General features: G+C 77.6%; 13 protein-coding genes. 9 read left to right on the top strand and 4 right to left on the bottom strand.

Annotated elements, in window-relative coordinates; translation table 11 throughout:
- Nucleotides 1-32 precede the first annotated feature (32 nt).
- Together BLS82_RS03575 and BLS82_RS03570 are read left to right on the top strand one after the other, a co-directional pair.
- Nucleotides 33-926 carry a LysR family transcriptional regulator ArgP gene (locus BLS82_RS03575; protein ID WP_092861600.1) on the top strand — a complete coding sequence of 298 codons (894 nt, stop codon included), beginning with the start codon at nucleotides 33-35 and terminating at the stop codon, nucleotides 924-926.
- Between the two features lie 111 nt (nucleotides 927-1037).
- The gene (locus BLS82_RS03570; RefSeq protein ID WP_143028734.1) at nucleotides 1038-2615 is read left to right on the top strand and encodes a cell wall-binding repeat-containing protein; all 1578 of its coding nucleotides are present in this window, start codon (nucleotides 1038-1040) and stop codon (nucleotides 2613-2615) included.
- Between the two features lie 41 nt (nucleotides 2616-2656).
- On the opposite strand, the gene BLS82_RS03565 is transcribed toward BLS82_RS03570, so the two are convergent.
- Nucleotides 2657-3163: a MarR family winged helix-turn-helix transcriptional regulator gene (locus BLS82_RS03565; protein ID WP_218123501.1), complete on the bottom strand. Its 507-nt coding sequence runs from the start codon at nucleotides 3161-3163 to the stop codon at nucleotides 2657-2659.
- Between the two features lie 79 nt (nucleotides 3164-3242).
- On the opposite strand from BLS82_RS03565, the gene tsaB reads away from it, so the two are divergent.
- From tsaB to BLS82_RS03545, 4 genes are all read left to right on the top strand, one after another.
- Nucleotides 3243-3944 (top strand): tRNA (adenosine(37)-N6)-threonylcarbamoyltransferase complex dimerization subunit type 1 TsaB, encoded by a 702-nt coding sequence (gene tsaB / locus BLS82_RS03560; RefSeq protein WP_092861596.1) that lies wholly within the window; start codon nucleotides 3243-3245, stop codon nucleotides 3942-3944.
- A 109-nt stretch (nucleotides 3945-4053) separates the two neighbouring features.
- Nucleotides 4054-4539 carry a ribosomal protein S18-alanine N-acetyltransferase gene (gene rimI, locus BLS82_RS03555; protein ID WP_092862747.1) on the top strand — a complete coding sequence of 162 codons (486 nt, stop codon included), beginning with the start codon at nucleotides 4054-4056 and terminating at the stop codon, nucleotides 4537-4539.
- Nucleotides 4540-4578: 39 nt separating this feature from the next.
- A complete protein-coding gene (gene tsaD / locus BLS82_RS03550) occupies nucleotides 4579-5628 on the top strand; it encodes a tRNA (adenosine(37)-N6)-threonylcarbamoyltransferase complex transferase subunit TsaD (protein WP_092861594.1) in 1050 nt (349 codons plus the stop codon).
- Complete coding sequence (locus BLS82_RS03545) at nucleotides 5625-7487, top strand: SpoIIE family protein phosphatase (RefSeq protein WP_092861591.1); 1863 nt, start codon at nucleotides 5625-5627, stop codon at nucleotides 7485-7487. The genes tsaD and BLS82_RS03545 overlap by 4 nt, the downstream gene beginning before the upstream one ends.
- Before the next feature lie 97 nt (nucleotides 7488-7584).
- Here the strand turns inward: BLS82_RS03545 and BLS82_RS03540 are convergent, their stop codons facing one another.
- Together BLS82_RS03540 and BLS82_RS03535 are read right to left on the bottom strand one after the other, a co-directional pair.
- Nucleotides 7585-8568 (bottom strand): YihY/virulence factor BrkB family protein, encoded by a 984-nt coding sequence (locus BLS82_RS03540; RefSeq protein ID WP_218123500.1) that lies wholly within the window; start codon nucleotides 8566-8568, stop codon nucleotides 7585-7587.
- A gap of 48 nt (nucleotides 8569-8616) precedes the next feature.
- Nucleotides 8617-9822, bottom strand: a complete 1206-nt coding sequence (locus tag BLS82_RS03535; RefSeq protein WP_092861589.1) for a class I SAM-dependent methyltransferase — start codon at nucleotides 9820-9822, stop codon at nucleotides 8617-8619.
- A gap of 244 nt (nucleotides 9823-10066) precedes the next feature.
- On the opposite strand from BLS82_RS03535, the gene groES reads away from it, so the two are divergent.
- Together groES and groL are read left to right on the top strand one after the other, a co-directional pair.
- Nucleotides 10067-10360, top strand: a complete 294-nt coding sequence (groES, locus tag BLS82_RS03530; RefSeq protein WP_092861587.1) for a co-chaperone GroES — start codon at nucleotides 10067-10069, stop codon at nucleotides 10358-10360.
- Between the two features lie 129 nt (nucleotides 10361-10489).
- The gene (groL, locus tag BLS82_RS03525) at nucleotides 10490-12103 is read left to right on the top strand and encodes a chaperonin GroEL (RefSeq protein WP_092861585.1); all 1614 of its coding nucleotides are present in this window, start codon (nucleotides 10490-10492) and stop codon (nucleotides 12101-12103) included.
- Between the two features lie 112 nt (nucleotides 12104-12215).
- Here groL and BLS82_RS03520 read toward each other — a convergent pair whose 3' ends face one another.
- Nucleotides 12216-12530, bottom strand: a complete 315-nt coding sequence (locus BLS82_RS03520) for a WhiB family transcriptional regulator (RefSeq protein ID WP_092861583.1) — start codon at nucleotides 12528-12530, stop codon at nucleotides 12216-12218.
- A gap of 225 nt (nucleotides 12531-12755) precedes the next feature.
- On the opposite strand from BLS82_RS03520, the gene BLS82_RS03515 reads away from it, so the two are divergent.
- The gene (locus BLS82_RS03515; RefSeq protein ID WP_092861581.1) at nucleotides 12756-13706 is read left to right on the top strand and encodes a MerR family transcriptional regulator; all 951 of its coding nucleotides are present in this window, start codon (nucleotides 12756-12758) and stop codon (nucleotides 13704-13706) included.
- Nucleotides 13707-13846 lie beyond the last annotated feature (140 nt).

Raw genomic sequence — 13846 nt, 5'->3', positions numbered from 1 at the left:
ATGGTCCTTCCGCGCCGTTAGCATCCCTGTTCGTGGAGCTGGACCTGGCGCAGCTGCGCGCCCTGAGCGCCGCGGTCTCCGAGGGCACCCTCGAGGCCGCCGCGCGGGCCCTGCACGTGACGCCCTCGGCGGTCAGCCAGCGCCTGCGCGCCCTGGAGGTCGCCACCGGCCGGGTCCTGCTGGTGCGCAGCCGGCCGGTGCGGGCCACCGAGTCCGGTCAGGTCCTGCTGCGCCTGGCCCGCCAGGTCGAGCTGCTGGCCGGCGACGCCCTCGCCGAGCTGGACGCCGGCCCGGGACGGGGCGTGCCGACGCTGCCGGTCGCGGTCAACGCCGACTCCCTGGCCACTTGGGTGCTGCCCGCCCTGGCCCCCCTGGCGGGCGGAGCGGACGGGGTGTGCTTCGACGTCCACCGCGACGACGAGGAGCACACCGCGGCGCTGCTGCGCGCGGGCACCGTCGTGGCCGCCGTCACCACCGACCCCGACCCCGTGCCCGGGTGCTCGGTCACCCGGCTGGGGACCATGCGCTACCGGCCGATGGCGGCGGCGGGGCGGGCCCGGCGCTGGTTCCCCGACGGCCCCACGGCACAGGCCCTGGCCCGCGCTCCGGTCGTGGTCTTCGACCGCAAGGACGACCTGCAGCACCGGTACCTGCGGGGCCGGCTGACCGGCTCCGCCCGCCCGCCGGTCCACTACGTGCCCTCCTCGGCGGACTTCCTGGCCGCGATCCGCCTGGGCATGGGCTGGGGCATGCTGCCCGATCTGCAGAGCCGCCTCGAGGAGGCCGGCGGCCACCTGGTGGCCGTCGACCCCTCCGGCGCCATCGACGTCGCGCTGCACTGGCAGCAGTGGAAGCTGCGCTCCCCGTCGCTGGACCGCGCGGCCGCCGCCGTCACCGCCGCAGCACGCCGGCACCTGGCGCAGTGAGCCGACCGGTCGGGCCTTCCGGCGTGGCGCCCGCCGCTGCGGCGCCCGCGCGGCTCTACTGGCCGCACACGTCCTCCCGACCGGTGGGGGACGCGCGGATCGGAGGACACCGTGCGGAGCAGTCGAGGTCGAGGAGCCGCTGCCGCCGTCGGCGCCGCGGTGCTCGTGGCGAGCCTGGGCGCGCCGGCCGTCGCCCACAGCTCGAGCGAGGGCGAGTCGGGCGGGCTCGAGGTCGAGGTGCGCCCGGCCATCGCGACCCCGAGCGGCGTCGTGACCGTCGCCGTCGAGTACGACGCGGACGAGGACGACGACGCGGACGACGCGGACGACGAGCGGGACGACGACGAGCGCCGCGACGGCCGCCGCGGCAGCGACCCGTCGCCCGCTCCCGCGCCGACGGCGTCACCCAGCGCGTCGCCCAGCGCGTCGCCCAGCGCGTCGAGCACGGCCACCGCCTCGGCGAGCACCGCGTCGGGCACCGCTCCGGCCACCGCTCCGGCCACCGCCTCGCCGAGCTCCTCCTCGAGCGCGTCGCCGTCGGCCGGCCCCGACGGCCGCCGCACGGCCGCGGCGGTGGCGCTCGTCGTCGACTACGGCGACGGGTCCGCGCCGCAGGAGCTCACCCCGCGCGGCGGCGACGACGACGACGTCAGGGCCTTCGGCAAGCACGCCTACGCGAGGGCGGGCCGCTATACGGTGACGGTCACCGCGACGCCGGAGGGCGCCGGCCCGACCAGCGTCCCCGTCGTGGTCGAGGTCGGCGGCGGCAGCGCCCGGCTCGGCGGGAAGGACCGCTTCGAGACCTCCACCCGCCTCGCCCGCGAGGACTTCCCGGCCGACGGCGAGGCCGGCGCGGTCCTGCTGGCCCGCTCCGACGCCTTCGCCGACGCGCTCGCGGCCGCGCCCGTCGCCGTCCTGGAGGACGCGCCGGTGCTCCTGACCGCCACCGCCGAGCTCCCGCCGTCCGTGCTGCGCGAGGTCGTGCGCGCGCTCGGCGACACCGGCACCGTCTACCTCCTCGGCGGCGAGGCGGCCATCGCGCCCTCTGTCCAGCTGGTGCTGGAGGCCGCGGGCTACGAGGTGGTGCGCATCTCCGGCGAGGACCGGGTGCACACCGCGCTGCAGATGGCCCGCTTCCTCCTCGACTCGGGCGCCGACGTCGACCAGGTCGTCCTCGCCAGCAGCGCCGCGTTCCCCGACGCCCTGGCCGGTGCCGCCTTCGCGGCCAGTGCGCAGGCCCCCGTGCTGCTCACCGCGCCCGGCGCGCTCGACCCCCGGGTGAGCGCGCTGCTCGCCGAGCTGGACGGCGCCACCGTGCTGGTGCCGGGCGGTCCCGCTGCCGTCAGCGACGCGGTGGTGGCGCAGGTGCGCGCGCTCGGCCTGGACGTCGAGCGCATCGCGGGCGAGGACCGCCACGCGACGTCGGCGCAGGTGGCGCGGGCGCTGTTCCCCGACGCCACGACCGTCGTGCTCGCCACCGGGTCCACGTTCCCGGACGCGCTCGCCGGCGCGGCCGCCGCCGGGCGGCGCGACGCCCCGGTCCTGCTCGTCGGCTCCACGCTGCCGCCGTCCGTGCGCGCGTACCTGCGGGAGGGCGCGGGCCGGATCGGGTCCGTCTACGTCCTCGGCGGGGACGCCGCGGTGCCGGACGCGGTGCTCGCGGAGGTCCGGGCGATCCTCGGCCTGTGACGCGCCGGGGGCGGGGCGGGCAGCCGCCCCGCCCCCTGCGTTCACCGGTCCACCGGGGTGCTCAGGTGGTGGGTGAGGTCGGTGGTGAGGCGGGTGAGGGCGGTGGCGAGGGCGTCGAGCTCCTCGGCCGTCCACGCGGGCAGGGCCTGCGCGGTCGTGCGGGTCCGCTCGCGGCGCGTGCGGGCGACCAGGTCGGCGCCGGCGTCCGTGACGGCGAGCAGGTGGGCGCGGCCGTCGACCGGGTCCGGCTCGCGGCGCACGAGCCCCTCGCGCACGAGGTCGGCGACCTGGCGGCTGATCGTGGAGGCGTCGGCGTGGACGGCGTCCGCCAGGGCGGTCACGCGCAGCGGCCCGAGGCCGAGCAGGGGGAAGAGCAGGCCGTGGGCGGAGCGCCGCGCCTCGGCCGCCCTGATGCTGTGGACGATGCGGGTCAGGGCCGCCACCTGCTCCACGAGCCGGCCCGCGGCGGCGGTGCGGGGATCGGCGTCGAGGGCGGCGTCCGTGGCGGCGCCGGCGCGCGCGGGGACGGTGTCGGGGACGAGGGGCACCCGCCCACGCTACGTCCGCTTGGTGGCCGCAGGCACACGAGCGGTGCGATCGGCCGCCGCGGGCCCCTAGCCTGGCCGCGTGCTGCTCCTCGCGCTGGACACCTCGGCCGCCGTGGGGGTCGCCGTCTCCGACGGCTCCGCGGTGCTGGCCTCGCGCGTCGAGGCCGACGCGCGGCGGCACGCGGAGCTGCTCGCGCCCGCGGTGCGCTCCGTGCTCGCCGAGGCCGGGGTGGCCCGGCGCGAGCTGACGGCCGTCGCCGTCGGGGTCGGGCCGGCTCCGTTCACGGGGCTGCGCGTCGGCCTGGTCACCGCGCTCACCCTCGGCCTCGTGCTCGACGCGCCCGTGCACGGGGTGTGCAGCTTGGACGCCGTCGCCGCCACGGCGCTCGCCGCGGTGCCGGACGCGCTCGCGGGCGGCTTCGTCGTCGCCACGGACGCGCGGCGGCGCGAGGTGCACTGGGCGCGCTACGACGTCGTCGACGCCGGCGACCCCGTGCGCGGCTGGCGGCGGGTGCAGGGCCCGGCGGTGGGTGCGCCCGCCGACGTCCCGACGGGCGGCCTGCCCGTGGTGGGGCGCGGCGCCGTGCTGCACCCCGACGTCCTGCCGCCGCCCGCCGCGGCCGACGGGCGCGCCGCCCCCGAGGGCCTGGACCCGGGCCTGCTGGCGGCGGTGGCCGCCGACCGCCTCGCCCGCGGCGAGGCGCTGCTGCCCCCCGAGCCGCTGTACCTGCGCCGCCCGGACGCCGCCGAGCCGGGGGCGCCGAAGCCGGTCCGCGCGTGAGCGCCGGACCGCACTCCGCGGGCGGAGTGCGCCTCGGTGCCGCCCCAGGACCGCACTCCGCGGGCGGAGTGTGAGCGGCCCGCTGCCGCCCGGGGTGCGGTTGCGGCGCATGCGCTGGTGGGACGTGCAGCCCGTCGTCGCCCTCGAGCGGGAGCTGTTCGGCGCGACGGCGTGGACCCCGGAGCTGTTCTGGTCCGAGCTGGCGGCGCCGGACCGCTGGTACGCCGTCCTCGAGGCCGACGCCGAGGCGGGCGTCGAGGCGGGCGTCGAGGTGGGCGTCGAGGTGGGCGCGGACGCCGCGGTGGTGGGGTACGCGGGCCTGGCCGCTCCCGCGGGCGGCGGCGAGGCCGACGTCCAGACGCTCGCCGTCGCGCCCGCCGGGCAGGGGCGCGGGCTCGGACGCGCCCTGCTGGAGGCGCTCGTGGAGCGGGCCCGCGAGCGCGGGGCAGCGAGCGTGCTGCTCGAGGTGCGCGCTGACAACGAGCCGGCCCGGCGCCTGTACGCCGCGGCCGGCTTCGAGCACCTCGCGGTGCGGCGGCGCTACTACCAGCCGGGGGACGTCGACGCGCTCGTCCTGCGGCGCCGTCTGCGCTGATGCTGCGGCGCCGTCTGCGCTGACACCTACGCTGAGGGCGTGCCTGCCGACGAGCCCCTCGTGCTGGGGATCGAGACCTCCTGCGACGAGACGGGCGTCGGGATCGTGCGCGGCTCGACGCTGCTCGTCGACGCCGTCGCCAGCAGCGTCGACGAGCACGCTCGCTTCGGGGGCGTGGTGCCCGAGGTCGCCAGCCGCGCCCACCTGGAGGCGATGGTCCCCACCGTGCAGCGCGCCTGCGCGCAGGCCGGCGTCGCGCTGGGCGACCTCGACGCCGTGGCCGTCACGGCCGGCCCGGGCCTCGCCGGCGCGCTGATGGTCGGGGTCGCCTCGGCCAAGGCCCTCGCGCTCGGCCTGGGCGTGCCGCTGTACGGGGTCAACCACCTGGCCGCGCACGTGGCCGTCGACGCGCTCGAGCACGGCCCGCTGCCCGAGCCGGCCGTGGCGCTGCTCGTCTCCGGCGGCCACTCCTCCCTGCTGCGGGTGGACGACGTGACGGCGCAGGTGGAGCCGCTGGGCCAGACGCTCGACGACGCCGCGGGGGAGGCGTTCGACAAGGTCGCGCGCCTGCTCGGCCTCGGCTTCCCCGGCGGCCCGCTCGTGGACCGCGCCGCCCGCGACGGCGACCCGGCGGCGATCGCGTTCCCGCGCGGGCTGAGCACCGGGCGCGACCTGGCCCGCCACCCGTACGACTTCTCCTTCTCCGGCCTGAAGACCGCCGTCGCCCGGTGGGTCGAGCAGCGCCGCGCCGCGGGCGAGGACGTGCCCGTCGCCGACGTCGCGGCGTCCTTCCAGGAGGCCGTGGTCGACGTGCTGACCCGCAAGGCGGTCGCGGCGTGCGCCGAGCAGGGCGTGGGCACGCTGCTGGTGGGCGGTGGCGTGGCCGCCAACTCGCGCCTGCGGGTGCTGGCGGAGCAGCGGGCCGCGGCCGCGGGCGTGGCCGTGCGCGTGCCGCGCCCGGGCCTGTGCACCGACAACGGCGCGATGGTCGCCGCCCTGGGCTCGCTGCTGCTCGCCCGCGGACGCCGGCCCTCCGACCTCGACCTGCCCGCCGACTCGTCCCTGCCCGTGACGGAGGTGCTGGTGTGAGCACGGACCCCACGCCCGGCATCGACCACGCGCGCCTGTTCGCGGCCACCCCGACGCCCTTCCTCGTGCTGGACCCCGGCCTCGTCATCGTCGAGGCCAACGACGCGTACTGCCGGGCCACGGGACGCCGGCGCGAGGACCTCGTCGGGCGGCCCATGTTCGAGGCCTTCCCGGACAACCCCGAGGACCCGACCGCGGACGGCGTCGCCAACCTGCGCGCCTCGCTGGAGCGCGCCCGCGACACCGGCGAACCGCACACGATGGCGCTGCAGAAGTACGACATCCCCGACCCGGCGACCGGCGGTTTCGTCGAGCGGTACTGGAGCCCGGTCAACGTCCCGGTCCTGGACGCAGCCGGCAGGACGACGCTCCTGCTGCACCGGGTCGAGGACGTCACCGACTACGTCCGCCAGCAGCACCAGCGGGACGCCGAGCGGGCCCGCGGCGAGGGCTGGCGCCGCCGCGTGGAGGAGGCCGAGGCCGACCTGGTCGTCCGCGCGCGCGAGCTGCGCGCGGCGTGGCAGGCGGAGGCGGCGGCGTCGCGCCGCTTCGCGGCGCTCGCCGAGGTCGCCCTGCAGCTGGGCAACGCCGAGACCGTCGAGGACCTGACCACCGTCGTCATCGACCGGGGCCTGCGCGTGCTGGGCGCCGACGGCGGGGCCGTCGGGGTGCGCGCCACCGAGGCGGACGGCGTGCTCGACATGACGGCGAGCGCCAGCCTCACCTCGCAGGTGCGCGAGCGCTACGCGCAGATGCCGCTGCGGGGGCCCTTCCCGGCGAGCGTCGCGGCGGCCACCGGGGAGCGGGTGCTCCTGCCGGACCGCGCGGCCAGCCTCGCCTTCGCCCCCGAGATGGCCACCATCCTGGCGGCGACGGGCATGCAGGCGTGGGCCGCGCTGCCGCTGCGCATCGGCGGGCGGGTGCTGGGGTGCCTGGTCGTCGGCTGGCGCGAGGAGCAGGAGTTCGCCAGCGCGGAGGTCGAGCTGCTCGAGGCGTTCGCCGCGCAGTGCGCCCAGGGCCTGGACCGCATCCTCACCCGGCAGGCCGAGCGCCGCTCCGCCGCCGCCGTGCGACGGCTGTCCGAGGCGCTGCAGCGCAGCCTGCTCACCGACCCTCCGCAGCCGGACCACCTGCAGATCGCCGTGCGGTACCTGCCCGCGGCCGAGGAGGCCCAGGTCGGCGGCGACTGGTACGACGCCTTCGTCACCCCGGACGGCACGACGTCGGTGGTGGTCGGGGACGTGGCGGGGCACGACCGCGACGCCGCGGCGGCCATGGGGCAGGTGCGCAACCTGCTCCGGGGCGTCGCCCACGTGCTGGAGGCACCTCCGGGCCACGTGCTGACCGCGCTGGACGGGGCGATGCGGGACATGACGCCGGGCTCCCTGGCCACGGCGGTGCTCGCGCAGGTGGAGCAGTCCGAGGAGCAGGCGGAGCAGGGGCTGCGCCTGCTGCGCTGGTCCAGCGCCGGGCACCCGCCGCCGCTGCTCGTCACCGCCGACGGGACGACGCAGCTGCTGAGCGCCGAGCCGGACCTGCTGCTGGGCCTGGACCCCGACACCGACCGCGTCGACCACGAGGTCGAGCTGCAGCCGGGCACGACGCTGCTGCTGTACACGGACGGGCTCGTGGAGCGGCGCGGCTCCTCCCTCGACGACGGCCTGAGCTGGCTGTGCGAGGCGGTGGCGGCCCTGGCGCAGCTGCCGCTGGAGCAGCTGTGCGACGCGCTGCTGGGCGAGCTCCAGGGCGCGGTCGAGGACGACGTGGCGCTGCTCGCCGTGCGCGCCCACCCCGAGGACCGCCCGCGCCCGCCGGAGGCCGGTCCCTCGGCGCTGCCGGACGACGGCCCGCGGGCCTGAGCCAGGACGCACCGGGACGCAGCAGGACGCACCGGGACGCAGCGGGACGGGTCTCGACCTCACCCGGTGGTCGAGACCCGTCCCGCTGCGTCCCGGTTCAGCCCCCCGCGTCCTGCGGGTAGGGCGGTGCGCTGTCCGCCACCACCGCCTCCCGCTGGCCCAGGGGCCGCTCCGGCCCGACCGTGGAGTCCCGCGCCGTCTGGCGCTCCGCCTCGGCGTCGACCACGGCGCCCACGAGCACGAGCAGGACGGTGACCCACACCCAGAACATGCTGATCGCCACGCCGGCGAGCGAGCCGTACGTCGTCTCGTAGGTGCCCAGGCCCTGCACGTACGCGAACAGCCCCACCGACGTGGCGACCCACAGCGCGGTCGCGACCGCGGCGCCGCCCGTGATCCAGCGCCACCGCGCGCGCCGGCGGTCCGGTGCCAGCCGGTAGAGCGCCGACAGCACCGCGACCATGAGCGCGGCGAGCACCACCCACACGAGGACCTCGGCGGCCGCCCGCAGCGACTGCGGCGCCCCGGCGACCACCGGCGAGGCGACGCCGGCCGCGGTGAGCACCCCGCCCAGCAGCAGCGCGCCCCCGAGCACGAACGCCAGGCCCAGCCCGGTGCGGCGCAGCAGCCCGCGGGTCTCCTCCTCGTGGTACGCCAGCGTGAGGGCGTCGATGAGGTACGTCGCGGCCGTCGTCGCCGTCCACAGCGCCACGACGAGGCCGCTGAGCCCGCGCACGGTGAGCACCTGCGCGGACGCGGCCGTGATCGTCGTGAGCTGGTCGGCCACGAGCTGCTGCAGCGCGGGCGGGAGCACCCCGGCCACGCCCGACAGCTGCGCCAGCGCCTCCTCCGGCGTGGTCACCGCCCCGTAGATCGACAGCGCCGTCAGGAGCACGGGCGCGAGGGAGAGGAGCGCGAAGAACGCGATCCCCGCGCTGAGCAGCGGGAACCGCTCGGCGAGCAGGCGCTGCCCGGCGCGCTGCAGGACCTGCCCCCAGCCGCGGGCGGGGATGCGCACCGGCGAGCCGGCGTCGACGCCGGGCGGGCCGGTGCGGGCCGCGCCGCCTGCGGACCTGGTCACGGCTGCGCCGTCCGGTTGCGCGGGCACCGGGCCAGTCTGGCCCGCACGTCAGGCTCCCGGAAGCCTCGGCAGCGCCCGCGCCAGCACCACCGACGGCCGCCCGGCCACCCGGGTCAGCACGAGCGCCAGCTCCTCGGGCCCCGACAGCCGCAGGGACCGGCGCAGCTGCTCGACGTCCACGGCGCTGCCGCGCTTGAGCACCTCCACCCGCCCCACGCGGCGGTCGCGCAGCCGCGTGCGCAGCGCCTTCAGGCCGAAGGGCAGGACCTCCTCGACGGCGAAGGCGCGCGCCAGCGGCGTGCGCACCAGCGCGTCGGAGGTCACGTAGGCGATGGTCGGGTCGACCAGGCGGCCGCACACCAGCGACGCCACCCTGCCCACGAGCCCGGAGCGCACCACGGCGCCGTCCGGGTCGTACAGGTACGCGCCGAGGCCACCGGCGCCGGCGACGGCGTCCGGGCGCACCATCCCGACGTCGTCGACCTCGGTGGCCGCGCCGTCGCGCAGCACCAGGGCGCTGGCGCGCACGCCCGGGCGGGCCAGCGGACCGAACCACACCGCGGCCTCCACGACGTCGCCGTCGACCGAGACCCACTGCGTCTCCGCGCCCGGGGGCGCCAGGTCGCGCGGGATCCCCGGCGCCAGCTTCACCCCCGTCGCCGGCACCGCCGCCGCGACCCCCAGCACGTCGTCCCAGGACGGCGACGCCCGGCGCGGGTCGAGCACCCGCCGCCCGCCGGCCGTGCGCCGGGCGGGGTCCAGCCACGCGCTGCCCACCGAGGACAGGTCCACCGACAGGGCGTCGGCGCAGCGCACCTGCGCCTCCGGCCAGTGCCGCAGGTTCACCGCGGCCACGGCCGCGGTGGCCTCGTCGCGGTCGACGGCGAGCACCTCGTGCTCCAGGCCCGCCAGCGCCATCGCGTCACCGCCGATGCCGCACCCGAGGTCGGCCACGCGACGGGCCCCGGCGCCGGCGAAGCGCGCGGCGTGCCGGGCGGCGACCTCCAGCCGGGTCGCCTGCTCCAGGCCCTCCGGGGTGAAGAGCATCCCGGCGGCGAAGGGCCCGAACTTGGCGGCGGCGCGGGCGCGCAGGCGCGACTGGGTCAGCGCCGCGGCGACGAGGACGGGGTCGACGCCCTGCTCGCGCAGCCGCTGCGCCAGGCCCATGGCGGCGTCCTCGCGGTAGGGCGGCAGGGCCTCCAGCAGGGCCCACCCGTCGGGCGTGAGCAGGGCGGAGAGGCCGGCCGGGTCCACCGGCCGATGGTGCCACGGGACGTCGCGGCGGCCGGCTGGCACTCCGGTTGACCGGGTGCTGACCGCGGTCCTAGAGTCGCCGCTGGCACTCTCCACCTGAGAGTGCCAACCGCTGCGGCGGCAGCGCCGGCCGGCACCCGCGACGACGGACGGCGCTGGTGGCCGCGGCACCGAGCATCAGCAGTGCAGAAGCAAGTGCCCGTTCACTGAGGGAACTCAGTCACAGCGAAGGGGAGGTCCGCCCGTGTCGGTCTCCATCAAGCCGCTCGAGGACCGCATCGTCGTCAAGCCCCTCGACGCCGAGCAGACCACCGCGTCCGGCCTGGTCATCCCGGACACCGCCAAGGAGAAGCCCCAGGAGGGCGAGGTCCTGAGCGTCGGCCCGGGCCGCGTGGACGACAACGGCAACCGCGTGCCGCTCGACGTCCAGGTCGGCGACAAGGTCATCTACTCCAAGTACGGGGGCACCGAGGTCAAGTACGGCGGCGAGGAGCTGCTCGTGCTCTCGGCCCGCGACGTGCTGGCCGTCATCCAGTGACCCACCCCCGGCAGCAGCCGCGCAGCGGCTCCGTCGGCTCCTGAGCGGCGCGCCCCGGCGCCCCGGCCCTCGGCCGGGCCGCCGGGGCGTCCGTCGTGAAGACCCTGAGCACCACCGAAGGAAGAGGACATGGCCAAGACCCTGCAGTTCGACGAGTCCGCCCGCCGCTCCCTCGAGCGCGGCGTCGACGCGCTCGCGAACGCCGTCAAGGTGACCCTCGGCCCCCGCGGCCGCAACGTCGTCATCGACAAGAAGTGGGGCGCCCCCACCATCACCAACGACGGCGTGACCATCGCCCGCGAGGTGGAGCTGGAGGACCCGTACGAGAACCTCGGCGCCCAGCTCGCCAAGGAGGTCGCCACCAAGACCAACGACGTCGCGGGCGACGGCACCACCACCGCGACCGTGCTGGCCCAGGCGATGGTCCGCGAGGGCCTGCGCAACGTCGCCGCCGGCGCCGCCCCCGCCGCCCTCAAGCGCGGCATCGACGCGGCCGTGGGCGCCGTCGGCGACCGCCTGCTCGCCACGGCCCGCGAGGTCGAGGGCAAGGACGAGATCGCCCAGGTCGCCACCATCTCCGCGCAGGACCCGGCGGTCGGCGAGCTGCTGTCGCAGGCCTTCGACAAGGTCGGCAAGGACGGCGTCATCACCGTGGAGGAGTCCTCCACCACGGCGATGGAGCTGGAGCTCACCGAGGGCATGCAGTTCGACAAGGGCTACATCTCGCCCTACTTCGTCACCGACTCCGAGCGCATGGAGGCCGTCCTCGAGGACGCCCACGTGCTCATCTCCCAGAACAAGATCTCCTCGGTGGCCGAGGTCCTGCCGCTGCTGGAGAAGGTCCTGCAGACCAGCAAGCCGCTGTTCGTCGTGGCCGAGGACGTCGAGGGCGAGGCGCTGTCGACCCTCGTCGTGAACAAGATCCGCGGCACCTTCACCGCCGCCGCGGTCAAGGCCCCCGGCTTCGGCGACCGCCGCAAGGCGGTCCTGCAGGACCTCGCCGTCCTCACCGGCGCCCAGGTCGTCAGCCCCGAGGTGGGCCTCAAGCTCGACCAGGTCGGCCTGGAGGTGCTCGGCAGCGCCCGCCGCGTCGTCATCACCAAGGACGACACCACGGTCGTGGACGGCGCCGGCGACCCCGCCGAGGTCGAGGCGCGCGTCGCGCAGATCCGCACCGAGATCGAGCGCACCGACTCCGACTGGGACCGCGAGAAGCTGCAGGAGCGCCTCGCCAAGCTCGCCGGCGGGGTGTGCGTCGTCAAGGTCGGCGCCGCCACCGAGGTGGAGCTGAAGGAGAAGAAGCACCGCATCGAGGACGCCGTCTCCGCCACGCGCGCCGCGATCGAGGAGGGCATCGTCGCCGGCGGCGGCTCCGCCCTCGTGCACGCCGCCGGCGCGGTCGACGACCTGCAGCTGAGCGGTGACGAGGCGACCGGCGCCGCGCTCGTGCGCACGGCCGTCGTCGAGCCGCTGCGGTGGATCGCCGAGAACGCCGGCCTGGAGGGCTATGTCGCCGTCGAGCGCGTGCGCTCCCTGCAGCCGGGCTCGGGCCTGAACGCCGCCACCGGCGAGTACGGCGACCTGGTCGCCCAGGGCGTGCTCGACCCGGTGAAGGTCACCCGCTCCGCGCTCGTCAACGCCGCGTCCATCGCGTCGATGGTGCTGACCACGGACACCCTCGTGGTCGACAAGCCGGAGGAGGCCGCCGAGGCCGCCGGGCACGGCCACGGCCACGGCCACTGAGCCTCCTGGCCCTCCTGGGCCGCTGAGCGGCTCCCGAGCCGCTGGAGCACGGCGAAGGCCCCCGGACCTGCGGGTCCGAGGGCCTTCGCCGTCGTGCGGGTGGTGCGGCGGGTCAGCTGGCGCGCGGCAGGGACTCCAGGCCCCGGTCGCCGCGCTGCGCGGCGTAGAGGCGCTCGCGGTCGTCCTCGGTCAGGCCGCCCCACACGCCGTACGGCTCGCGCACCGCGAGGGAGTGGCGCCGGCACTCGTCCATCACCGGGCAGCTCCCGCACACGGCCACGGCAGCGGCGTCGCGGTTGCGCCGCGCCGGGCCGCGCTCGCCCTCGGGGTGGAAGAACAGGTTGGTGTCGTGCTCGCGGCACGCGCCTTGCAGCTGCCACTCCCAGACGTCGGCCACGGGCCCGGGGAGCCGAGAGATCTCAGCCACGGGTGCCTCCTCGGTGGTGCACAGGGCCCGTGCGAGGGGCCGCGTCACGTTTCGTCCCGATCCGCGCGGGGGTACTGCTGCTCGCGGGACGGGATCTCGGTCGACATCGACACTACAACCGCTCCAGAGGTTGTTCAAGCACCCCTCGACGGAAGATCAGCGGGACGGATCCCCGGCCTTCCGGAACGGGTGGCAGGCCCCCTAGAGCGCCTCCACACTGGGGCGATGGCCCCGCCCGAGCCGCACGCGGTCGAGCCCGTCGCGCCGGCGCTGACCGTCGCCGCGGTCGCGCGGCGGCTCGGGGTGGCGCCCGCCACCCTGCGCACGTGGGCCCGCCGCTACGGCCTGGGGCCCACCGCCCACGAGGCCGGCGCGCACCGCCGCTACACGCTGGAGGACCTCGCGCGCCTGATCGTCATGCGCCGCCTCACCCTCGAGGGGGTGCCGCCCGCGGAGGCCGCCCGCGCCGCGCGCAACGCCGGCGCCGCCAGCGCCCTGCAGCACGCGCCGCTGGAGCCGGAGGAGCTCCCCGCGGCCGCCGACCGCACGCCGCTGACCCGGCGCCCCTCGCCCGCGGGCCGCGACCTGCTGCAGCGGGCCGCCCTGGCCCTGGACGCCGCCGAGTGCACCCGCCTCGTGCGCACCGCCTGCGAGCGCCTCGGGCCCGTGCCCGCGTGGGAGCAGCTGGCCGAGCCGGCGCTGCGCGCGCTCGGGCGCCGCTGGGAGGCCACCGGTCCCGGCGTCGACACCGGGACGCTGCTGGCCGCGGCCGTGCTCGCCGCCCTGCGCGAGCTGCCCGCACCGCCGCTGCGCACCTCCGCCGTCGTCCTGCTCGCGGCGGCCGACGGCGAGACGGAGAGCCTGCCGCTGCACGTGCTCGCGGCTGCCGCCGCCGCGTCCGGCATCGCCCCGCGGGTGCTCGCCCCCGGGCTGCCGCGCGAGGCGCTCGCCGCCGCCGTGCGCCGCACGGGCCCCGTCGCGGTGCTGCTGCACGCCCAGCACCCCGTGCGCGACCCCGGGCAGCTGTCGGTGCTGCCTCGCCTGCGGGCCCCCTCGCGCCTGGTGCTCTCCGGCCCCGGGTGGGAGAGCGTGCGCACCCCCGCCGGCCGCGTCGTCGACCGCACCCCGACCCTGGAGGGCGCGCAGGAGGCGCTCGAGGAGGCCGCCGTCCCCTGAGCCCCCCCCCCCCCCCCCCCCGCCTCCCGGCCCGCCCGCTCCCCTCCGGGTGCCGGGGCGCTCAGGTCGCCCTCCCCGCCTGCCGATGAGCAGCAGGACGCACGGCCGCCCGGGCCGCTGCGCGCGGCTGTCCGGAGGTC

Origin of the sequence: Quadrisphaera sp. DSM 44207, assembly GCF_900101335.1 — a bacterium.
Taxonomy (GTDB): Bacteria; Actinomycetota; Actinomycetes; order Actinomycetales; family Quadrisphaeraceae; genus DSM-44207.
The sequence above is the reverse complement of the archived record's forward strand: the minus strand, read 5'-3'. Positions and strand labels throughout refer to the sequence as shown.